Origin of the sequence: Emticicia sp. SJ17W-69, assembly GCF_051209875.1 — a bacterium.
In the GTDB taxonomy this organism is placed as follows: domain Bacteria; phylum Bacteroidota; class Bacteroidia; order Cytophagales; family Spirosomataceae; genus Emticicia.
Genome location: NZ_JBNTQY010000001.1, coordinates 236,973 through 258,841, shown reverse-complemented (window position 1 = coordinate 258,841; position 21,869 = coordinate 236,973). Strand labels below are relative to the sequence as shown.

The window sequence follows — 21,869 nt, the reverse complement described above, 5'->3', positions numbered from 1 at the left end:
ATGAAATATTTTGTTTCTGATTATTATCTCGTAAATTCGTTTTTTATGATTTTATCCTAACCATTCCAAAAATGTTTCCAAATAAGTCATCAGCAGAATCGCTCATTTCTCGCAGAAATTTCATAAGTACTTCACTATTAATCACTTATGGATTTGTAAACATGAATTTTAATGTTTTGGATGATACACTAAAAGTTATTAAGCCCGCAGCTCTAAAAAGTGGAAATACCATTGGTTTGGTTTGCCCCGCTTATTCTGCTTTTATCAAAGAAGAAGTCCAAATTACGGTCGAAAGCTTACAAGCAATGGGTTTCAAAGTCGTACTGGGAAAACATATTTTCGACCGTTATGGCTATTTGGCAGGAAAAGATGAAGACCGTGCTGCCGACATCAATGAAATGTTTGCTGATAAAAAGATTGATGCCATCATGGCAATGCACGGAGGTTGGGGCTGTGCCAGAATTTTACCTCTCTTAGATTATAAACTTATCAAGAAAAACCCTAAAATATTTATTGGATATAGCGATATAACTGCCTTATTATTAGGCATTTACAGCCAAACAGGTTTGGTTACTTTCCATGGCCCTGTGGGCTCTTCTACATGGAATAGTTTCTCGGTTGATTATTTCAAAAATACTTTAATCGACGGAAATGCGACCGTTATGAGCAATCCTGTTAGAAAAAGTGATAGTTTGGTGCAAGTAGATGACCGTATCTATACCATCACGGCGGGCAAAGCAAGTGGTAAACTCATTGGTGGAAATTTAACTGTACTTTCGCATATTCTAGGCTCGAAGTATGTGCCAGATTTTAAGGGTGCCATTTTGTTTATTGAAGATGTGCAAGAAGATACTTATCGCATCGACCGAATGATTACACAACTAAAATTAGCTGGAATTTTAAATCAAATTTCAGGCTTTATTTTCGGAAAATGTACCGATTGTCCACCTTCAAAAAGCTATGGTTCGCTGACACTCGAAGATATTTTTGAAGACCACATCAAACCACTCAAAATTCCTGCTTTTTCAGGGGCAATGATTGGGCATATCAAAGATAAATTTACGGTTCCCATTGGCATCGTAGCAGATATTGATGCCACTGCAGGAACAATTAAGTTAAAAGAATCTGCTGTTAGTTAATATATAAATGCCTGATAATCAGCAGATATACAACAAAATAATTATTCAACGCACTATAAAAATGTCTCAATCTATCACACGAGTTTTTGACTTATTGAGCGAATCCATCGCCAAATACAACAAGTCTGATGTTTTTGCTTCTAAAATCAAAGGCGAATGGAAACGAATTTCTGCAAATGATTTCATCCATTCAATCAATCAATTGAGTTTAGGTTTACTCAAAATTGGTATTGAAAAGGGGGATAAAATTGCGATCATTTCTGAAAGCCGTCCAGAATGGAATATTGTTGACTTTGCTGTACAACAATCTGGGGCAATTGGCGTACCTCTTTATCCCAATATTACAGTTGACGATTATCGTTATATTTTCAATGATGCCAACATAAAATTAATTTTTGTAGGTGATGAATCGCTTTTGCACAAAGCACAAGAAGCAGCAAAAGATGCTCCAAGCGTACAAGAAATTTATTGTTTTGATAAAGTTTTAGGCGGAAAGCACTGGAAAGAAATCTCAGAAAGAGCTGATAATGAAGATATTAACAAATTGGAGTCTATTAAAGCTTCTATCAAACCAGATGATTTATTAACGCTCATTTATACCTCAGGTACAACTGGAAATCCAAAGGGGGTGATGCTTTCACATCAAAACCTTATTAGTAACTTCGAGTCTTGCAAAAACAATTTTCCGATTGATGAGACTTGTCGTGCCTTGAGTTTTCTTCCTCTCAACCATGTTTATGAACGCATGGTTTTGTATTTGTATATGAGTAAAGGTTTATCCATCTATTATGCTCAAAATATGGCAACTATTGCCGAAGATTTAAGGGATGTTCAACCACATATCTTTACAACAGTCCCTCGTTTACTCGAAAAAGTATATGATAAAATCGTTGCAAAAGGCTATGAATTGAGTGGAACAAAACGACGCATCTTCTTGTGGGCTTTGAATTTAGGACTAAAATATGACCCAAACCAGACCTTTGGTTGGTGGTATAATACACAACTTAAATGGGCAAAAAAGTTAGTTTTCAGCAAATGGCAAGAGGCATTAGGTGGTAATATTCGCATGATTTGTTCGGGAGCGGCGGCTTTGCAACCTCGTTTAGCAAGAGTTTTCTGGGCGGCAGGTATTCCCGTTTCGGAGGGTTATGGCATGACCGAAACCTCGCCTGTGATTGCAACCAATCGAATCATGCCATTAGATTTGAGAATTGGTACAGTCGGGCCTATTATTGACGGCACAACTGTAAAAATTGCAGATGATGGCGAGATTTTAGTCAAAGGTCCTAATGTAATGATGGGCTATTATAATAAGCCAGAACTTACCAAAGAAGTAATTGACCATGAAGGCTGGCTACATACTGGCGACATTGGCAAACTAGAAGAAGGCAAATATTTGAAAATTACTGACCGTAAAAAAGAAATTTTCAAGACTTCTGGTGGAAAATATGTTGCACCACAAGTGCTTGAAAACAAAATGAAAGAATCGGTTTATATCGAACAAATGATGGTGGTGGGCGAAAGTCAGAAGTTTCCTGCAGCCTTGATTATCCCTGAGTTTGTATCAATCCGTGATTGGTGTAAATCGCAAGGTATCCAATATACTTCTGATGCTGAAATGATAAAAAACCAACAAGTTTTAAAACTGATTTTTGGCGAAATTGCTCGATTTAATAAAGAATTTGCTCCTTATGAACAAGTCAAGAAATTTACCCTTTTGGCGACACCATGGTCTGTTGAAGGTGGGGAGATTACTCCTACACTAAAACCTAAACGCAAAGCGATTAATGCAAAATTTAAAGAAATTATTGATAGAATGTATGAGTAAAATTAATTAAGAATGAAGAATTATGAATTATGAATGTTATTGTTTTTAACATAACTTATTGGCTATAAGCAAATTACACTCACCATTCATCATTCTTCATTCATCATTCACCATTTTATTGAAACCTGTCAGCTTTTTTTGGTGTTCTGTTTAGAGCAAAGAAAAAAATCACTATATGCCCTCTCAAAAAATAGCGTTAAATTCGGTCGGTGCATTCCCGAAATTGTTTTTAGATTATATTTCCAAAGACGAAAATCTTAAAAAATTTTACAATCAATATCCTGATATTCAAGGCTTTAAGAAAGCTATTGATGCACGAGTTTTTTCAGATACCAAACGAAAAACTTTGGTTGATGTGCTAAAAAAGCAATATCAAAGTTTAGAAAACAAGCCCGATTTCGATATTTTGTTGGAGTCAAATACTTTTACCGTTACGACTGGGCATCAGCTCAATATTTTTACTGGGCCGCTTTATGTGATTTACAAAATTGTTACGATTATCAATTTAGCTAAAAAATTAAAAGCTGAATTTCCTGCCCATAATTTTGTACCTGTCTATTGGATGGCAAGTGAAGACCACGATTTTGCAGAAATTGCTTCATTTAATCTTTTCGGAAAAACTTATCAATGGCAAACCGAACAAAAAGGAGCGGTTGGTCGAATGAATCCTGCTGAATTACAAGCAATTTTTGATGAATTGCCCGAAAAACCAGCTTTATTTGAAGAGGCTTATTTAAAAAATAACACACTTTCAGAGGCAGTCCGACAATATATGCACCAACTTTTTGGAAACGAAGGTTTGGTTTGTTTGGATGCCGATGAATCTGCTCTAAAGGGCATTTTCATTGAAGTAATTAAAGATGATTTATTGAACAATACTGCCAATAAAATTGTCCATCAAACTTCTGATGAGCTGAATGCAATGGGTTATCATACCCAAATCACACCTCGTGAAATTAACTTCTTTTATTTGCAAAATGGCCTACGAGAGCGTATAGTTAAAGAGAATAATATTTATAAAGTTCTGAATTCTGATTTAACTTTTTCTGAAACAGAAATTTTGCAATTACTTGAAAATCAAGCAGATAGCTTCAGTCCAAATGTGGTTTTACGACCACTTTACCAAGAAACAATTTTGCCAAATTTAGCCTATATTGGTGGCCCTTCTGAAGTTCCTTATTGGTTGCAACTCAAAGGAATTTTCGATCACTATGGCGAACAATTTCCACTTTTAATGCCTCGTAATTTTGCTTTGGCGATTAATCAAGCAAGTAAAAAACGTATGGATAAATTGTGTATTACGGCAGAAGAGCTTTTTGCTGATGATGTAACTTTAAGAAGAAGTTTTGTAGAACGAAATTCTGATAATTCACTAAGTTTAGCTTTTGAAATTGATGATGTGAATGAAGTTTTTGAAAGAATTTTACGAAAATCATTGGCAATTGACCAAACCATGAAAGGCCCAGTAGAGGCCGAAAAAGTAAAAATTATAGCCTCTCTCGAAAATCTCGAAAAACGCATCAAAAAAGCGGAAGAGCGAAACCAAGAAACAGCTGTTACTCAACTGTTAGCTCTAAAGCAAAAACTCTTCCCTGATGGTGGCTTGCAAGAACGTAAAGAAAACTTCTTGAATTTTTATTTGAATGATCATACGTTCATTTCTAAGCTATTAGCAGAATTTGACCCTTTAGACTATCGTTTCAACGTTGTTGAAATTTAACATTTATATTTAACTTAAGTGTGGCACATTTTAGAAATGTGCCACACTTTTTTATAAAAAATCTAAAAATATTTGTTTTTATGAACACTGTTCATTTTATTTGCATCGTTAATTAAATAATTAAGACTCAATGGGTGTTATTGATAGAAAAGAAAGAGAAAAAGTAGAAATGAAGCGACAGATTTTAGATGCCGCTCGTTCGCTTTTTTTAGAGCAGGGATTTGAGAAAACAAGCATTCGTAATATTGCCGAAGTTATCGAATATAGTGCAGGAACGATTTATCTATATTTTAAAGATAAAAACGAAATTTTATTTGCTCTACACGTTGAGGCTTTTGAAACATTGATGCAGGCAATGCAGGCTGGCATAATGAGTGAAGCTGACCCCTTTGAAAGGCTCGTTTCTTTAGGAAAACACTACTTGAAATATGCTTTTGAAAATCCTGAATTATACGATTTGATGTTTGTGATGACAGCACCAATGGAAACATTAGAATGCCGAGAAGAAATCTGGTGTGATGGTGAGCGAGCTTTTGAAACACTCAAATATGTGGTAGATGATTGTATGAAAGCAGGATATTTTGCTGGAGATGACAACGAAACGATCTCGGTGATGGTATGGAGTTTGGTACATGGCTTAGCAACGCTTCATTTAAGACGTAGAACCATGATTTTTCCAGAAGAACGCAGAGTGCAACTTTTGGAAGATGCGTATGCAAAGTTTACAGATATTATCAAACACTACAAAAAGTAAAAATATGACCAATCAAGTTTTAGAATATTTTACGGCAAACATAGGCAAATATGCATCTGAAATGAGTCCTTCGCCTTTGGGTCGTTGGCTCAATGGAAAGCTCATTGCCGTTGATGAGGGTTCACTCACGGTTGAGTTTGTGGTTAGAGAAGACATGACAAACCCAGGCAAAATTCTTCACGGTGGTACAACAGCCTCAATGCTTGATGATGTAATGGGAATGACTGTTTTTTCATTGGGACGAGAAAGTTTTTATTCAACTATTAATTTGAGCATCGATTATTTGCTTTCTGCTAAAGCTGGTGATATTATTTTTGTCAAATCAAAAGTTATTCGTGCTGGGAAAACAGTCATTAATATGGAATGTGAAGCTCGAAATGCAGAACATAAGATTATTGCTAAATGTACATCAAATTTAGTCACCACTGGTGTGAAAATGTAATTTTGATTAACTCAAAAATAAAACTCGTTTTTAAGGAACGAGTTTTATTTTAAACCAATACTTAACACTGTTCAGAAACTAATAAATGGTTATTTAAAAACCAATGATATTATATATTTTACGAATTGACAACCCAACTTTTAGTCAATAGCTTACAATTGATAAACTTAGGTATTTACCAAAATATCATATTATTCCATAAACTATATTTATGAAAAAGATTATTACTTTATTGCTACTTTTTGCTCCTTTTTTGGTTTTTTCTCAAGCGGGTGGCGTTCCGTCCTCAACTATACTTGAAAGTTATATTCAAGAAGGATTGAAGCAAAATTTAGGTTTGAAACAAGAACGCCTTGAAACTGAAAAATCAGTTGAGAATATCAATCAAGCAAAGGCGAACTTTATGCCTAAAGTTACCTTTAGTCCAACATACTCTCTTGCAGCAGGTGGACGAAAATTAGCATTTCCTATTGGAGATTTATTAAATCCTGTTTATTCTACTTTGAATCAATTGACAAAAACCAACAATTTTCCACAAGTTGAAAATGTCAATCAATTGCTGGCTCCCAATAATTTTCATGACACAAAATTAAGTTTTCAGTATCCGATTTTCAACACTGATATTCGCTATAACTTACTGATACAAAGAGATTTACTCTCTGCTCAAGAAGCCAAAAAGAGGGTTTTAGAAAATGAAATTCGCTATAGTATCACCACAGCTTATCTACAATATTTACAAACTTTAGAAGCTAAAAAAATCTATCAAGTTTCAAGGAACTTACTGACTGATTTTGTCAAATTGAATGAAAAATTGGTCAGCAATAATGTAGCAACCAAAGATGTCATTTATTCTGCTGAATATGAGGTCAGTAAACTCGACCAACAAGTAGCGACTTTAGACAAAAATCGACAATCGGTTCAAGTTTTCCTTAACTATTTAATGAATCGTGATTTTTCAACAGAAATCATTGCTGATACAAATTTGGTCAATGGCTATATCGGTTTTCCTACAAGTTTGAGTCAAGCAAAAGAAGATGCTTTGAAAAACCGACAAGAAATTTCGCAGATTAATACCAATATTAAAGTATCAGAAACAGCCATCAAATTACAACAAATGAATGCTATTCGTCCACAAGTTTTTGTCGGTGGAAATATGGGTTTTCAAGGTTATGGTTATACTTTCAAGAATCAAGCTTATGTCATTGGTCAACTTGGACTAAGTTGGGATTTGTATCATGGTTACGAGAAAAAATCGAAGATTCAGCAAGCAAAAATTCAAAAAAACATCCTTGACACCAAACTTGAAGAAGTAAAACAACAGATTCAATTGCAAGTTTCACAAGCATATTTTGAATTGGAAGCGGCAAAAAAATCATTGGTTACGGCACAAGATGGCACAAAAAAAGCAGAAAAATATTTCAAAATTGTAGAAAGTCGCTATCGAAATGGTCAAGCAATTATGATTGAATATCTTCGAGCTTCAGACGACATTATCACAGCACGTTTGCAAGAATCGGTAGCTAAATATGATATTTTGGTGAAGCAAGCAGCTTTAGATAAAGTTGGAGCGGTGAAATAGCCCTGTTGAGTTTGTAAGTAGCCGTGTCGAGTTTGCAACTCGACACGCAGAATGAAGTTAAGTTTTTAACTTAAAAAAAAGCATAAAATGTCCACATATACTATAAAAGACCAAACTTGTCTGCATTTTTTGACTTTCGCAACAGTACAATGGGTTGATGTCTTTACTCGTGCTGATTACTGCGATATTGTTGTTGATAGTCTAAATCATTGCGTAAAAGAAAAAGGATTAATAATTTATGGGTGGTGCTTGATGAGTAATCATTTACATTTATTAGTAAGGTCAGAAACTGGAGATTTATCTGGTACAATGAGAGATTTTAAAAAGTTTACAGCTAAGAAAATCTTTAAAGCTATTGAAGAAAATCCTCAAGAAAGTAGAAAAAGTTGGATGAAATGGATTTTCAAAAAGGCAGGAGAAGAGAACAGAAATAATGAAATTATTCAATTATGGCAACAAACATTACATCCGATTGAACTTTGGTCAGTAGATGTTATTCAGCAAAAATTAGACTATATTCATCAAAATCCAGTAAAAGCAAGAATTGTTGCAGAATCACAACATTATTATTGGAGTAGTGCTATTGATTATGCTGGAGGAAAGGGCTTGATAAACATCGAATTCATCTAAGTATTCAAGTTATAAACTTGAAATTTTTCTGAGTTGGCAGTTACAAACTGCCAACAGCAAAAACTTGAATCACTGATAATTAATATATCATGAACACATTTCCAATCATAAACTCACTTATTTTGCTCGCTATTTCTGGTTTGCATTTCTTTTGGGCTTTTGGTGGACGTTGGGGTGCGAGTGCAGCCATTCCTACCAATCAAGAAGGAAAAATGATGCTTAATTCGGCAGGCAATTTTCCGAGTGTTTTTGCTACGCTTGTTGTAGCTTTTGGATTGCTTACTATGGCATTGCTTCATCTTGAAAAAGTACAAATAATACAACTGTCTTTGCCAAATTGGGTTGCCAATCTTGGATTAAAAATGATTGCTGGAATCTTTTTGATTCGTGCTATCGGCGAGTTTCGATATGTTGGTTTTTTCAAGAAAATTAAAGGTACAACTTTCGCCATTTTAGACACAAAATATTATTCCCCATTGTGTATAGTATTAAGTTTTAATGCTTTTATGACAGCCTTTTATTTATGAAAAAAATATTACTTATTCAAGGGCATCCAGATGATGAAAGTTTCAATTTTGCTCTGTATGAAGCATATAAAAAAGGAGCAATTGCCTCAGGTGCTGACATCAAAGAAATTATTGTAAGAGATTTGGTATTTAATCCAAACTTACAATATGGATATAGAAAACGTACTGAATTAGAGCCTGACTTGCTTGATTCTATCGAAAAAATCAAATGGGCAGAACATTTAGTCTTATTTTATCCAGTATGGTGGGGTTCTATTCCCGCTATTTTTAAAGGGTTTATTGATAGAGTTTTTTTGCCAGGAATTGTTTTTCAAAAGCGTGAAAATTCAGTTTGGTGGGATAAATTATTAACTGGCCGAACAGGACATATCATCAGCACACTCGACCAACCAGCTTGGTATTATTGGCTGAATTATGGACGTCCAAGTTATCATGCAATGAAACGAATGACACTTAATTTTGTAGGAATTAAACCAGTCCGCACAACCACAATCGGACCGATTAGATTATCAAAAGAATCATTTCGAGCCAATTGGCTCAAAAAAATTGAAAAATTAGGTTTTGAACAAAAATAAATAACAATATATGAAAAGTCATACTTACATCATTCTCATAACAGCTTTAATAGTAGCCAGTTGTGGCAAAAAACAAGCAGACAAAAAAACAGAAACAGAAGAAGTTTTAGCTGTAGAAGTGCAACCTGTTACACGTAAATCTTTGAGCGAACCAATTGTTGCGAGCGGTGTACTTTCCTCAAAATCAGAAATGAAATTGGCATTCAAAACTGGGGGCATGATTCGTAGAATTTATGTGCAAGAAGGACAATCTGTAAAAGAAGGACAATTATTAGCCGAATTAGATTTATCCGAAATTGATGCACAAGTTCGTCAGGCAAAATTAGGCTTAGAAAAATCAGAAAGAGATTTAGAAAGAGTCAAAAAACTTTATGCCGACGAAGCCACGACGCTTACCAATGTACAAGATGCAACAACGGGCTTCGATGTAGCCAAACAAAGCGTACAAGTTGCCGAATTCAACCAAAAACTATCAAGAATTTATGCTCCAGTTAGCGGACGAATTCTAAGAAAAATTTCCGAACAAGGCGAGTTAATTACGCCATTTGCTCCTGCATTTATTCTCGGAACTGGGGAAAGTGCATATATCGTCAATGTTGGTTTAGCTGACCGAGATGTTGTAAAAGTAAAAATAGGAGATATTGCAACTGTCTATTTAGATGCTTATCCTAACGAACCATTTCAAGCAAGAATTACACAAATTGCTCAAACCGTAAATCCAGCAACCGGTACATTTGAAGCTGAATTGCAAATTCATCCTAATGGTAGAAAACTGATTTCTGGTTTTGTGGCCAAAGCTGAGATTTCAACGGGTAAAGGAGCTTCTACACTCTCAATACCAATTGAGTCACTAATTGAAGCTGACAAAAACACTGCATTTGTTTATGTTTTAAATACTGATAATCAGACAGTTAGTAAAAAAAATGTAAATATTGGGCAAATTTTTGGAAGTAGTGTTGCCATCATTTCAGGTATAGATGAAGGAACACAGATTGTTACAAAAGGGGCTAACTTTTTGAGTGATAAAGCAAAAGTGAAAGTAATTTCTAATGAATAATGCAAAATGGATAATGTAAAATGATTCAAGAAAATAAGCCTAATATAATCTTAGAAAAATCTTTTACTTTTTCTGTCCGTATTGTTAAACTGTACAAATGATTTTACAAAAATCATTCGGAAGTGTTGCCAATTGCAAAGCAATTATTAAGAAGTGGGACTTCTATCGGTGCTAATGCCGAAGAAGCAGATGGAGCATACTCGAAAAAAGATTTTTCTGCAAAATTTGGAATATGTTTGAAAGAAGCAAAGGAAACTAAATATTGGATTCGCTTGCTTTATGCTTCTGAATATTTAGATGAAAACATGTTCATTTCACTCAAAAATGATGTTGAAGAACTACAAAAAATAATCACAGCAATCTTAAAATCATCAAGAGGAGAGTAAAATCAGATACCACATTATCCATTTTACATTCTTCATTATACATTAAAAAAGCTATGCGTCTTGTCGAATTTTCCGTCAAAAACTACCAGTTTACCATCATCATTTTTGTGATGATTATGGCCATTGGTGTCAATTCATTGCTCAATATGCCCAAAGCTGAAGACCCAGCTTTGAAAGCAACATTCAATAGTATTGTTGTTGTATATCCAGGTACATCGCCAGCCGATATGGAAAAACTTATCGTTGATCCTATCGAGGACAAAATGGCTGAAATCAGCGATATCAAAAAAGTTATTTCTACTGCTGATGAGGGAGTAGCCAATATTCGTATTGAGTTTCAACATTCAATCAATCCCGATGATAAATACAACGAAGTTGTACGAGAGTTAAACTCTATTCGTAGCAAATTACCTTCGGATATTTATAGTTTAGATATTCTTCGTTTCACACCCGAAGGTGTAAATATCATTCAGTGTGCTTTGATGTCGGAAACGACACCTTACAAAGATTTGCAGAAAGAGGCAGATAACTTGAAAGATAAATTATTGAAAGTAAAATCAATAAAAACTGCTGAGATTTGGGCATTTCCAAAGCAACAAGTGACGATTTCTATTAATTTAGATAAAATGGCTCAATTTCGTATTCCTTTGAATCGAGTTTTAGGAGCAGTCCAATCTGAAAATGCCAATATTCCTGCTGGAAACATCGAAATTGGTAGTCGAAAATTCAGTGTAAAAACTTCTGGTAGTTACGAAAATTTAGAAGAAATCAAAAATACAATTGTAAGTTCTTCTGGAACAACAGTTACCTATTTACGAGATATAGCAGATGTTAAATTTGACTATGAAGAAGAAAATTATTTAGGAAGATTGAACGGAAGAAGAGCTGTTTTCATAACTGCCACAATGAAAGACGGTAGCAATATTTTCAAAACTGGTGAACAAATTCGCCCAATAATTGATGATTTTGCTAAAAATTTACCACCAGATATCAAATTTGAACAAAGTTTCGACCAAGTAAAAAGTGTTTCTACTCGTTTGTTTGGTTTGGCTCGTGATTTTGGCATTGCTATTTTATTAGTTTTGATTACGTTGATTCCTTTGGGTATTCGTCCAGCTATAATTGTTATGATTTCCATTCCTTTATCTTTAGCAATGGGTTTGACAATGCTCGACTTAGCAGGATTTGGGATTAATCAGTTAAGTGTGGTGGGTTTAGTCATTGCACTCGGTCTTTTGGTTGATGATTCGATTGTAGTGGTTGAAAACATCGCCCGATTCTTGCGTACAGGAATGCCTCGTCGAGAAGCCGCCATCGAAGCAACTAAGCAAATCAGTTTGGCTGTGGTGGGCTGTACAGCAACGTTGATTTTTGCGTTTTTACCTTTATGCTTTCTTCCCGAATCGGCAGGAGATTTTATCAGAAGTTTACCAATGGCGGTTATTATGACCATTATTGCCTCACTTTTTGTATCGTTGACTATCGTTCCTTTTCTGGCAAGCCAACTCATGCCTCGTACCGAACATGGAGAAAACATTGTACTACGCTTGATGAAAAAAGGAATCGAAGGTTCATACAGAAAAGTGCTTCACAAAGCTTTGTCATATCCAAAAACGTCTCTTTTAATTGCTATTTTGATTTTTGGTGGAAGTTTGGCTTTGATACCAGTAGTTGGTACAAGTGTATTTCCACGTTCTGAAAAACCGCAATTTTTAATCAATATCGAAACCCCTTTAGGAACAAGTTTAAATGAAACTGATAAAGCTGCACGATTTGTTGAAAAAGAACTTTCAAAGCATGAAATTGTAAAGAATTATGCCACAAACGTAGGGAAAACAAATCCTCGTATTTATTACAATACTTTGCCAATAGGTGGAACAATATCTAATTATTCACAGCTTTTTGTGCAATTGCAAGACAAAGTTGAAGTTCCTGAGAGAGAAAAATTTATTGACGAATTGCGTTCAATTTTTGATTCCTATCCTGGAGCAAAAATCCGTGTGATTCAGTTCGAGCAAGGAGCTCCATTTGAAGCACCTTTGGCGGTCCGAATTATGGGAGAAAATCTTGATTCACTACGTTCCATTTCGGCACGTGTCGAGCAGGCATTCAAAGAAACCAAAGGTACAATTTATGTAAACAATGCCCTCGCTGCTCAAAATGTGGACTTACGTGTAAATATCAATAAAGATAAAGCAGGAATGTTGGGTATTCCTACAGTTGATGTTGACCGAACAATTAGGATGGGAATTTCTGGTGTAAATATGGGTATTTATAAAGAAAAAGATGGTGAGGAGATGAATCTTAACGTGAATTTGCCTCGCAATCAACGCCCAACTATGGATGTTTTTTCAAAAATATTTATAGCCAATCAAATGGGAAACCTTGTTCCACTGAGCCAATTAGCAACTGTTGGATTTGAAACTTCACCTAATCGAATCAATCATTATGACAGAGACCGCTATTCAACTGTTTCAGCTTTTATTCAAAGCGGATTCCTTACGCCAAATGTAACAAAAGAAGCTACCCAAAAATTAGCCAAAATCAAATTACCGAAAGGCTACGAATTTAAAATGGCAGGAGAAGTAGAACGTTCGGCTGAAACTTTTGGTGGACTTGGCACAATCATTATCATTACCATATTTGGAATTGTTGCCATTTTGATTCTTGAATTCAAGACTTTCAAAAGTATGTTTATTGTACTTTCGGTTATACCTTTAGGAATGATTGGTGCAATTTTGATTTTACTTTTCACAGGAAATTCTCTTTCATTTACTGCTATCGTTGGAATCATTGCTTTGGCAGGAATTGAAGTCAAAAACTCCATATTATTAGTCGATTATACCAATTTCTTACGCAAAGAGAATGGACTGAGTATTGATGAGGCCATCGAAGAGGCAGGCGAAACAAGATTTATTCCAATCGTTTTGACAACGATGACAGCTATCGGTGGTATGATTCCTTTAATTATGGAGCATTCGCCTCTTTACTCACCATTGGCTTTGGTCATTGTAGGTGGCTTGATTTCGTCATTAATTTTAACAAGGATTGTTACTCCTGTGATGTATAAATTACTTCCGCCGAGAGTATAAACCTGCAAGGTCTTTTTCAGACGGGGTCGCTAAAACCTGTAAGGTCTTTTTCAGACCTTGCAGGTTTTTTTGTAGAAGATTTTTGTAAAAAATTTGTTTTTTATTACATTTGAAAAACACATCTTTTATATGGATTTCTACGCCCCACTTTTACCAAATCATTATTACCACATCTATAATCACGCAGTAGGTAATGAAAATCTTTTTCGTAAGAAAGATAACTACACTTATTTTCTTCAAAAATATACTCAATATATTCATCCTATTGCTCAAACCTTTGCTTATTGTTTGATGCCAAATCATTTTCATTTTCTCATAAAAATTAGGTCGATAGATGAAATTATTGAACATTATAAAACCTTAAAAGGTAAGAAAGAGAATGAAAAGGTTGGTTTTAATGTAGCTGATTTGAATATGCAACAATTCAGCAATTTCTTTAATGCTTATGCTAAGGCGTACAATACTGTTTTTGATAGAAAAGGGTCTCTATTTGTAGATAAAGTTCGACGAAAGTTGGTGTATGATGAGCAATATCTTAGCACTTTGATTGCATATATTCATAAAAACCCAATTCATCATAGGTTTTGTAAAAATATAAATGATTGGAATTTTTCTTCTTATGCTACAATATTAAGCCAAAACGATACAAAGATTGAAAGAAATGCTGTTTTAAATCTGTTCGGTGAAGTTGAAGCATTCGTTGATTTTCATAAAAAAGACTGGATTTTTCCTGATGATTTAAAATTGGAATAATTCATCCATAAAAAAACCTGCAAGGTCTGAAAAAGACCTTACAGGTTTTATATTTCCTATTAAGAAAGATCTTACAACTGCTTTCTTAAACGAGCCACAGGAATATTGAGTTGCTCACGGTATTTAGCAACAGTGCGGCGAGCAATATTATACCCACGTTTATTCAACATTTTTTCTAATTTATCATCAGATAGGGGTGAGTTTTTAGGCTCATTTTCTATCAATTCTTTCAAAATATTTTTCACTTCACGACTCGATGCATCTTCTCCCGAATCAGTCGCAATTCCCTCTGAGAAGAAGTATTTTAATGGATAAATACCAAAATCAGCTTGAACAGACTTGCTATTGGCCACACGAGAAACCGTAGAAATATCCATTTCGATGCGATTGGCAATATCTTTCAAAATCATTGGACGTAACCTCGACTCATCTCCATCCAAGAAGAATTCATGTTGATACTCAACAATCGACTTCATTGTTTTCAAAAGCGTCTGCTGGCGTTGTTTAATGGCATCAATAAACCATTTAGCTGCATCCAACTTTTGTTTTACAAACGTTACCGTTTCTTTGATACTTTTATGTTGAGCTGAACCATTTTTATCTGTTTTGTCATACGTATCAAGCATTTCAGCAAAAGAGCGACTTACTCGAAGTTCAGGAGCGTTTTTGGAATTTAGAATAACATCCAACTTGCCATTATTGTTGGTTACGATAAAATCCGCCATTAAATAGGCCGCCGTGCTATCGCCGTTGCCAATATTACCTGGTTTTGGATTTAGTCGGGTAATTGCTTTGATAGCTTGTTTTATGCCTTCATCATCAATATCTAAACGACGTTGAATTTTGTCATAATGTTTTTTAGTAAACTCATCAAAGAAGTTTTCAAGAATCTTAACAGCCATTTCCACAGCCACATCCTCTTGGTCTTTTCTTTCGAGTTGTAACAATAGACATTCTCTCAAATCTCTTGCTCCAATACCCGCTGGTTCAAATGTTTGTACTTTTTTGAGAAGACCAATCAATTCGTCTTCATTGGTATAAATATTTTGTGTAAAAGCTAAATCATTGCAAATAGAGCGAAGCGGACGGCGAATATAACCATCTTCTTCTATGCTCCCTATGAGTTGCATACCTATTGCTTCTTGGCGAGCATCCAGACGTAAAAAACCTAATTGTTGTACCAAGGACTCTGCTAAAGTGCTGGTAGCAATCACTGGCATTACATCTCGGTCGTCATCACCCCAGCCATCGCCTTGCATTTTATACCCTGCATAGTCGTCTTGGTTGAGGTATTGTTTCACATCAAGCCCTTCGTAGGTTTCGTATTCGCCATACTCGCCATATTCATCATGGTCGCTATCTCCGTCATAATCATCGTCATACTCATCCTTCACACGCTCATCCATATCCATGCCTTCTTCCAAAGCAGGATTTACTTCGAGTTCTTCCTCGATTCTCTGGTCAAGCTCGGCAGATGGAATTTGTAACAGTTTTATAAACTGAATCTGCTGAGGGGACAGCCGCTGCTGTAGTGATTGGTTAAGACTTAATTTTTGCATCGTATAAGTAGCGTTTTTCCATTCATTATTAGGGACTTTTATCAACCCCCTCCACATTTTTCGTGCCAATTGAATGTGTTTCAATAAATAAAGGAAAATATTTTTTTACTAAATGCCAAATATTTTATGCAAATAAATAAAAAAACAAACAAAACAAATGCATAAAAACCTTATAATCAGCCATTTACGAACAAGAAAATATCATTCAATTTTCTCTTTAAGTTAAGAAACAAAAAATCAAAAAAAAGTGTACGAGTACGTTAAAAGTCTTTTTTTATATTCCAGATTTAGAAAAAAAAAGATTACTCTAGAAGCTAATTTTAAGACCGATTTTTCAAAGAGGGGTAATAAAAAAGTAGCAGTGTAAAGGCTGCTACTTAACTATATAAAATTCTTTAATGTTTGCTTTTAGTTTGCAACCATGTAAATAGGAAGGGTTGAATATACGCCGAAGCGAAAAAATGGTATAGGTTGAATATGGTACTGCAAATATAGTACATTTCTTGGAAAAAATATAATACTATGAAGTAATTTTAAAAAAAATTATTAACACTGCTTAATATCAGGCTTTTATAAAATTAAATAAATTCATACAAATCACTAAATCGTTATTTGTAATACTGAAATCACTTAACATGTTTTATAAAAATCATTAACTTTGGGCGTTATTTCTAACAAAACCATTCTCCAATGACAGTTCAAACGAATGTGCAGTTAAAACCATTTAATACTTTTAGCATCGAAGCAAAGGCTAAATATTTTGTAGAAGTTTTCACTATCGAAGAAATAAAAAGCATCTTACAAAACCCTGACTATCAAAATATCGAACGTTTAATTTTGGGTGGAGGCAGTAATCTGCTTCTGACGAAAGATTTTGATGGTTTGGTAATAAAAATCAATCTCAAAGGCTTTGAAGTAGTCAGGGAAGATGATGAAAATATTTGGATAAAATCTGGGGCTGGGGTTGTATGGCATGATTTGGTGATGCACTGCGTCAATCAAAATTATGCAGGAATGGAAAACCTTTCGCTCATTCCAGGTACTGTCGGAGCCGCTCCCATGCAAAACATTGGTGCGTATGGCATCGAAATAAAAGAAGTTTTTGAAGAATTGGAAGCAATTGAGATAGCAACAGGCCAAATTAAAATATTTGATAAACAAACATGTAATTTTGGTTATCGAGAAAGTATTTTCAAACATGAAGCCAAAGGAAAGTTCATTATTTTGAATGTAACTTTTAAACTGAACAAAAAACCAACATTCCATGTAGAGTACGGAGCAATAAAAGATACCCTTACCGAAATGGGTATTTCCGAATTGAATATCAAAGCCATCAGTGATGCTGTGATTCATATTCGCCAAAGTAAACTTCCAAATCCTGCCGAAATTGGTAATGCTGGAAGTTTTTTCAAAAACCCTGAAATTCCAAAAACACAATTTGAAGCTCTAAAAGCTCAATTTCCAACGATTCCTTCCTATCCAGTAAGTGAAACAACAACGAAAGTTCCAGCAGGATGGCTTATCGAACAAGCTGGTTGGAAAGGGCAACGTTTTGGGAACGTGGGTGTACATGCCAAACAAGCCTTGGTATTGGTTAATTACGGAGGAGGAAGAGGAGAAGATATTAAAGCTCTATCTCAAAAAATTCAAGCTTCAGTTCAAGAAAAATTTGGTATTCAACTTTCAGCAGAAGTAAATTTTGTTTGATGCCTCACGACTGATTTCCTAAAGCTACAGCAAACCGTTCCGCCTTTTTTATGTTCGACGCAAGGACGGATTAGGAAATACTTCGTACAAAAATCAAACTATTTTAAATTCATAAAATACTTACTATAAGAAACTTACGACCATTTTGCAAGTTTTATAAAATATTTATTCTATAATAAAGCAACCTTTTTTACTACTTTTTGCATCTTCATTACGTAAAGCAAATTTTCAAAAACGCTGCAGCAGTTTTTCAAATATAGCTCGATAGAAACCAGATTTCTATCAAGAAAAAATCAATCACTCACATTAAAATTTTATAAATTATGAAAACGCTTGTAAAAACAATCGCTGCTTTAGCTTTGGCAATTACTGTAAATTTTGGTGCTGCTGCACAAGATGAAGACCATGAAAACAATGACTATACACACGTTTCGTCAAAAAGACATAACATGTTTTCTCGAAAAGATTTTGGTTTGTACTTAGGCTTAAACAACTATGAGTCAAAAACACTACCCGAATTAGACAATATCAATTCAAGATACGTGGCTTTGAACTGGAGAAAAAATCATCGTTTAATCACAGGTAATAATGTGGATGTTGCCCTTGGGACAGGCTTTGAATTTGCATGGAATAATTTTATGCTAAAAGATAATATTGTTTTGAAAAACCAACCCAATGGAGCAACCTTTATAGATGCAAAAGAAAGTTTAAGTAAATCGAAATTAGTTGTAACAAACTTTAATATCCCGCTGATGCTACAATTTGGATTTAAAGAAAGTCGCTGGAAATTAGGCTTGGGAGCTTATGGTGGTGCAAGAATTGATAGCTACATGAAAACTGTGGGTGAAAATGGTAAAAAACGCACGCACGGTGCTTATAATTTGAATAAATTCCACTATGGACTTGCAGCAGAATTAGGTCGAAACAACTTTGCCTTCTTTGCTCGCTACGAAAAAACACCGATGTTCCAAGATAACAATCCTATCAACGGTAATAGCATTTCTTTTGGAATCCGTTTGTAAAATTGCTAAACCAAAATGTGCCACACCTTTAAACAGGTGTGGCACATTTAATTTCATATTCTCTACAAAATATTAAATTCAAAAGCTTGAATATCAGGTGCTACAAATGCAAGTCTTGCTTCAGTAGAAAACAGTTTCTCACGAGAATAGAAATTAAAAGCAAGGTTTCTATCGCAATATTTACTTTTCAAATACACATTACAAATACGTTCAAAGTCTTGATTATCAATCGAATTAGCTTTCCAAAACTCATCTAAAAGCCATACCCAAAAAACAGTAATACTTTCGTGATATCCACTTGAGTCTGTATTTTGTCCACCTGTAGCTACATTATAGGTTTTTATATTTTCTCTCATTCTATCAAGAGCTTCTTCAAAACTATAATTAGCAACATGCCATAGTCCAGTAATCAAATGGGCTTCATGCGTCCATTCTTTTACTGGTAATGTTTTTGCTCGAAAGCCATTAATAATATGGTCAAACTCCGGTTGAGTAGATGCAATGAAATAGTCCATAAAACAAATTATATTCTGTTGTTTAGGCAAAAAAAGTAAAAGTATCGAAAATTTCAAAACATTATTCTGTCTATTATGCAAGGCTCTTGTTTTATTAATTGATAACTGATAATTATTAACTGATTTCTTATCTTTGTCGAAAACTAAACCTTAAAAACTATGCACATTTTCGACCATACCCTACTCAAAATCCTTCAGGTAATTATTTCGCTTTTTGCTGGCGTACTTTTCTTACAATCTGGCTTTGATAAAGTGATAGATTTTAAAGGCAATAAAGGCTACATTCAAAGTGTTTTTGCCAAAACTATCTTCCATTCTTTTTCAGGAGTTTTATTCATCATTATTACCATTTTGGAAGTTTTGGCAGGTATTTTTGCCTTTTTTGGTGGAATTTTCTACTTTTTTGAAGGACAAGCTGACTTTGCTATTTTAGGCTTAGAGCTTTCTCTTATTTCTATTCTTTGCCTTTTTACAGGCCAACGCATCGCCAAAGATTATGCTGGAGCGGCTTCGTTGGTTGGCTACTTTTTGTTGCTGGCTTTTGGGCTTTATGTGTTTGCTTTGGTGGGGTAAAACTCTTCTGATAGTTATTCTTTACTCTATTTATATTTAATGAAGGTTTATAATCCTATTTAAATTAAAAAAATATGCTTCAAACTCGCCAATTAGCTGCAATTATGTTTACGGATATTGTTAGTTATACTGCCTTAATGGGTAAAGACGAACAAAAAGCCTTTGAATTTTTGGTAAAAAATAGGGCATTACACAAACCTATTATCGAAGAGTTCAACGGGCGTTGGATAAAAGAATTAGGCGACGGTGTCATGGCGAGTTTCAATACGGTTTCTGATGCTGTCAATGCTGCTATCAAGATTCAGGAAGGTTGCAATGCTGCCAAAGATTATCAATTACGCATCGGTATTCATCAGGGCGAAGTGGTGTTTGAAAATGAAGATATTTTTGGCGATGCCGTCAATATTGCTGCTCGAATTCAGGCTGCCGCAAAGCCAGGTTGTATTTATGTTTCGGAGTCGGTGCATCATAATATTACTAACAAAAAAGACATCCAGAGCAGTTTTGTAAAAGAAGAAACTCTCAAAAATGTAAAAGAACCTGTCAGAATTTATGAAGTAAATACAGCGACGGATGCCGAAACTTTTACCGAAATAAAAGAACAAACCATTATTCAAGAAGAAAATAGCATTGCAGTCTTGCCATTTGCCAATATGAGCAGCGACCCTGAACAGGAGTTTTTCAGCGATGGGATTTCGGAGGAAATTATCAATATGTTGGCACAAGTGCCGAATTTGAAAGTGGCTGGGCGTACTTCTGCATTTAGCTTTAAAGGCAAAAACCAAGACCTTCGCAGCGTTGGTACACAACTCAATGTCAATCATATTTTGGAAGGAAGTGTCAGGAAATCGGGTAATAAACTACGCATTACGGCACAGTTGATTAAGGTTTCTGACGGTTATCATCTGTGGTCGGAGAAATATGACCGAGAACTGGAAGACATTTTTGATATTCAAGACGAAATCGCTTTAGCTATTTTGGAGGTTATCAAAATAAAACTATTGAGCGAAGCAAAGAAAGCCGTGTTGAAAAAATACACCGACAACATCGAAGCCTATCAATTATACCTGCAAGGGCTTTTTCATGTTAATAAAATGGCGTTGGACAAAGCCATTGAATCTTATCAGGCAGCCATTGCCATAGAGCCTGACTATGCTATTGCTTATGCTGGAATTGCGAAGTGTTATGGGTGGTTATGGCACTTTAATATTTTACCCCCCGAACAGTGCTTACCTCAAATGATTGAAGCGGGTAAACATTCTCTTCATTTGGACAAAGGCAGTGCAGAAAGTCATACAGTAGTAGCAAATGCAAAAATTTATTATGAGAAGGATGTCAAGGCGGCAATCTTAGAATTCGAAACAGCCATTGAATTGAATCCTAATTATGCCGACGGACATATATATTACGCTCAATGCCTTGTTATTATGGATAAAATTACGGATTCCTTTGCTCATGCTATGATAGCACAAAGGCTCGAACCATTCTCATTAATTATCAATTTACAGGTTGGTTCAATTTATTGGATGGCAGGGTTTCATGAAAAAGCGATAGAACAAGGTAAAAAATTGATTGAACTTGAACCTAATTTTTATGGCGGTTACCATATTCTTGGGTTGGTGTATGTGAGCATAAATAGATTGGAAGAAGCCCTTGTTCAGATGGAATTAGCCGCTAAACTACTAAATATTGCAACGATTTTGGGTTCTCTGGGTCTAATACATGGCTTGATGGGCGAAAAAAACAAAGCAATGGAAATGTCGGAAAACATGGAAAATCTGAGAAAAACCCAATGGGCAAGTGATACTAATTTTGCCCAAATTTATTTAGGGTTGGGTGAATATGATACTGCCTATCGTTATTTTGAGCAAGCCATAGATAAAAAAGAGGCAGAGGTTTTATTTTGCAAGTATTACTTAACTTTTCCTCAGATGGGTTTGGCCAAAGACCCACGCACCGAGCAACTATTGAAGCGGCTTGGCTTGGCGTAATGATATGCAACTTCGTTGCC

The 21,869-nt window shown here is 35.0% G+C and carries 19 protein-coding genes; 17 read left to right on the top strand and 2 right to left on the bottom strand.

Translation table 11 applies throughout. The features are described from left to right. The first annotated feature begins 71 nt into the window (after window positions 1–71). From ACQUQZ_RS01070 to ACQUQZ_RS01010, 13 genes are all read left to right on the top strand, one after another. Window positions 72–1,139 (top strand): S66 peptidase family protein, encoded by a 1,068-nt coding sequence (locus ACQUQZ_RS01070; protein WP_435352756.1) that lies wholly within the window; start codon window positions 72–74, stop codon window positions 1,137–1,139. Window positions 1,140–1,200: 61 nt separating this feature from the next. Then, complete coding sequence (locus ACQUQZ_RS01065; protein ID WP_435352754.1) at window positions 1,201–2,967, top strand: AMP-dependent synthetase/ligase; 1,767 nt, start codon at window positions 1,201–1,203, stop codon at window positions 2,965–2,967. 175 nt (window positions 2,968–3,142) lie between these two features. Further along, window positions 3,143–4,687, top strand: coding sequence for a bacillithiol biosynthesis cysteine-adding enzyme BshC (gene bshC / locus ACQUQZ_RS01060; RefSeq protein ID WP_435352753.1), 1,545 nt, complete (start codon window positions 3,143–3,145; stop codon window positions 4,685–4,687). 130 nt (window positions 4,688–4,817) lie between these two features. Continuing rightward, window positions 4,818–5,441, top strand: coding sequence for a TetR/AcrR family transcriptional regulator (locus ACQUQZ_RS01055; RefSeq protein WP_435352752.1), 624 nt, complete (start codon window positions 4,818–4,820; stop codon window positions 5,439–5,441). A gap of 4 nt (window positions 5,442–5,445) precedes the next feature. Continuing rightward, window positions 5,446–5,883, top strand: coding sequence for a PaaI family thioesterase (locus ACQUQZ_RS01050; protein ID WP_435352751.1), 438 nt, complete (start codon window positions 5,446–5,448; stop codon window positions 5,881–5,883). A 211-nt stretch (window positions 5,884–6,094) separates the two neighbouring features. Beyond that, on the top strand, window positions 6,095–7,462 hold the full coding sequence (locus ACQUQZ_RS01045) for a TolC family protein (protein ID WP_435352750.1): 1,368 nt from the start codon (window positions 6,095–6,097) through the stop codon (window positions 7,460–7,462). Between the two features lie 87 nt (window positions 7,463–7,549). Then, the gene (locus ACQUQZ_RS01040; RefSeq protein ID WP_435352749.1) at window positions 7,550–8,092 is read left to right on the top strand and encodes an REP-associated tyrosine transposase; all 543 of its coding nucleotides are present in this window, start codon (window positions 7,550–7,552) and stop codon (window positions 8,090–8,092) included. Between the two features lie 89 nt (window positions 8,093–8,181). Then, a complete protein-coding gene (locus ACQUQZ_RS01035; protein WP_435352747.1) occupies window positions 8,182–8,619 on the top strand; it encodes a DUF3995 domain-containing protein in 438 nt (145 codons plus the stop codon). Next, window positions 8,616–9,194, top strand: coding sequence for an NAD(P)H-dependent oxidoreductase (locus ACQUQZ_RS01030; protein WP_435352746.1), 579 nt, complete (start codon window positions 8,616–8,618; stop codon window positions 9,192–9,194). Before ACQUQZ_RS01035 ends, ACQUQZ_RS01030 begins: the two co-directional genes overlap by 4 nt. Before the next feature lie 10 nt (window positions 9,195–9,204). Next, window positions 9,205–10,251 carry an efflux RND transporter periplasmic adaptor subunit gene (locus ACQUQZ_RS01025; RefSeq protein ID WP_435352745.1) on the top strand — a complete coding sequence of 349 codons (1,047 nt, stop codon included), beginning with the start codon at window positions 9,205–9,207 and terminating at the stop codon, window positions 10,249–10,251. A gap of 122 nt (window positions 10,252–10,373) precedes the next feature. Further along, window positions 10,374–10,637, top strand: a complete 264-nt coding sequence (locus ACQUQZ_RS01020; protein ID WP_435352744.1) for a four helix bundle protein — start codon at window positions 10,374–10,376, stop codon at window positions 10,635–10,637. 53 nt (window positions 10,638–10,690) lie between these two features. Next, the gene (locus ACQUQZ_RS01015) at window positions 10,691–13,729 is read left to right on the top strand and encodes an efflux RND transporter permease subunit (protein ID WP_435352743.1); all 3,039 of its coding nucleotides are present in this window, start codon (window positions 10,691–10,693) and stop codon (window positions 13,727–13,729) included. Between the two features lie 129 nt (window positions 13,730–13,858). After that, the gene (locus tag ACQUQZ_RS01010; protein WP_435352742.1) at window positions 13,859–14,482 is read left to right on the top strand and encodes a transposase; all 624 of its coding nucleotides are present in this window, start codon (window positions 13,859–13,861) and stop codon (window positions 14,480–14,482) included. A gap of 71 nt (window positions 14,483–14,553) precedes the next feature. Here the strand turns inward: ACQUQZ_RS01010 and rpoN are convergent, their stop codons facing one another. After that, complete coding sequence (rpoN, locus tag ACQUQZ_RS01005) at window positions 14,554–16,041, bottom strand: RNA polymerase factor sigma-54 (RefSeq protein ID WP_435352741.1); 1,488 nt, start codon at window positions 16,039–16,041, stop codon at window positions 14,554–14,556. 690 nt (window positions 16,042–16,731) lie between these two features. On the opposite strand from rpoN, the gene murB reads away from it, so the two are divergent. Together murB and ACQUQZ_RS00995 are read left to right on the top strand one after the other, a co-directional pair. Next, the gene (gene murB, locus ACQUQZ_RS01000) at window positions 16,732–17,748 is read left to right on the top strand and encodes a UDP-N-acetylmuramate dehydrogenase (protein WP_435352739.1); all 1,017 of its coding nucleotides are present in this window, start codon (window positions 16,732–16,734) and stop codon (window positions 17,746–17,748) included. 323 nt (window positions 17,749–18,071) lie between these two features. Continuing rightward, window positions 18,072–18,770 (top strand): hypothetical protein, encoded by a 699-nt coding sequence (locus ACQUQZ_RS00995; RefSeq protein ID WP_435352737.1) that lies wholly within the window; start codon window positions 18,072–18,074, stop codon window positions 18,768–18,770. 62 nt (window positions 18,771–18,832) lie between these two features. Here the strand turns inward: ACQUQZ_RS00995 and ACQUQZ_RS00990 are convergent, their stop codons facing one another. Further along, on the bottom strand, window positions 18,833–19,285 hold the full coding sequence (locus tag ACQUQZ_RS00990; RefSeq protein ID WP_435352735.1) for a hypothetical protein: 453 nt from the start codon (window positions 19,283–19,285) through the stop codon (window positions 18,833–18,835). A 159-nt stretch (window positions 19,286–19,444) separates the two neighbouring features. Between ACQUQZ_RS00990 and ACQUQZ_RS00985 the strand changes: the two genes are divergently transcribed. Both ACQUQZ_RS00985 and ACQUQZ_RS00980 read left to right on the top strand, forming a co-directional pair. Further along, window positions 19,445–19,858, top strand: a complete 414-nt coding sequence (locus ACQUQZ_RS00985; protein ID WP_435352734.1) for a DoxX family protein — start codon at window positions 19,445–19,447, stop codon at window positions 19,856–19,858. Between the two features lie 74 nt (window positions 19,859–19,932). Then, a complete protein-coding gene (locus ACQUQZ_RS00980; RefSeq protein ID WP_435352733.1) occupies window positions 19,933–21,849 on the top strand; it encodes an adenylate/guanylate cyclase domain-containing protein in 1,917 nt (638 codons plus the stop codon). The last annotated feature ends 20 nt before the right edge of the window (window positions 21,850–21,869 follow it).

Bases quoted from the DNA above. Each gene is read 5' to 3' on its own strand.
- ACQUQZ_RS01070 (WP_435352756.1), top strand. From the start codon at position 72: ATGTTTCCAAATAAGTCATCAGCAGAATCGCTCATTTCTCGCAGAAAT.
- ACQUQZ_RS01065 (WP_435352754.1), top strand. From the start codon at position 1,201: ATGTCTCAATCTATCACACGAGTTTTTGACTTATTGAGCGAATCCATC.
- bshC (WP_435352753.1), top strand. From the start codon at position 3,143: ATGCCCTCTCAAAAAATAGCGTTAAATTCGGTCGGTGCATTCCCGAAA.
- ACQUQZ_RS01055 (WP_435352752.1), top strand. From the start codon at position 4,818: ATGGGTGTTATTGATAGAAAAGAAAGAGAAAAAGTAGAAATGAAGCGA.
- ACQUQZ_RS01050 (WP_435352751.1), top strand. From the start codon at position 5,446: ATGACCAATCAAGTTTTAGAATATTTTACGGCAAACATAGGCAAATAT.
- ACQUQZ_RS01045 (WP_435352750.1), top strand. From the start codon at position 6,095: ATGAAAAAGATTATTACTTTATTGCTACTTTTTGCTCCTTTTTTGGTT.
- ACQUQZ_RS01040 (WP_435352749.1), top strand. From the start codon at position 7,550: ATGTCCACATATACTATAAAAGACCAAACTTGTCTGCATTTTTTGACT.
- ACQUQZ_RS01035 (WP_435352747.1), top strand. From the start codon at position 8,182: ATGAACACATTTCCAATCATAAACTCACTTATTTTGCTCGCTATTTCT.
- ACQUQZ_RS01030 (WP_435352746.1), top strand. From the start codon at position 8,616: ATGAAAAAAATATTACTTATTCAAGGGCATCCAGATGATGAAAGTTTC.
- ACQUQZ_RS01025 (WP_435352745.1), top strand. From the start codon at position 9,205: ATGAAAAGTCATACTTACATCATTCTCATAACAGCTTTAATAGTAGCC.
- ACQUQZ_RS01015 (WP_435352743.1), top strand. From the start codon at position 10,691: ATGCGTCTTGTCGAATTTTCCGTCAAAAACTACCAGTTTACCATCATC.
- ACQUQZ_RS01010 (WP_435352742.1), top strand. From the start codon at position 13,859: ATGGATTTCTACGCCCCACTTTTACCAAATCATTATTACCACATCTAT.
- rpoN (WP_435352741.1), bottom strand. From the start codon at position 16,041: ATGCAAAAATTAAGTCTTAACCAATCACTACAGCAGCGGCTGTCCCCT.
- murB (WP_435352739.1), top strand. From the start codon at position 16,732: ATGACAGTTCAAACGAATGTGCAGTTAAAACCATTTAATACTTTTAGC.
- ACQUQZ_RS00995 (WP_435352737.1), top strand. From the start codon at position 18,072: ATGAAAACGCTTGTAAAAACAATCGCTGCTTTAGCTTTGGCAATTACT.
- ACQUQZ_RS00990 (WP_435352735.1), bottom strand. From the start codon at position 19,285: ATGGACTATTTCATTGCATCTACTCAACCGGAGTTTGACCATATTATT.
- ACQUQZ_RS00985 (WP_435352734.1), top strand. From the start codon at position 19,445: ATGCACATTTTCGACCATACCCTACTCAAAATCCTTCAGGTAATTATT.
- ACQUQZ_RS00980 (WP_435352733.1), top strand. From the start codon at position 19,933: ATGCTTCAAACTCGCCAATTAGCTGCAATTATGTTTACGGATATTGTT.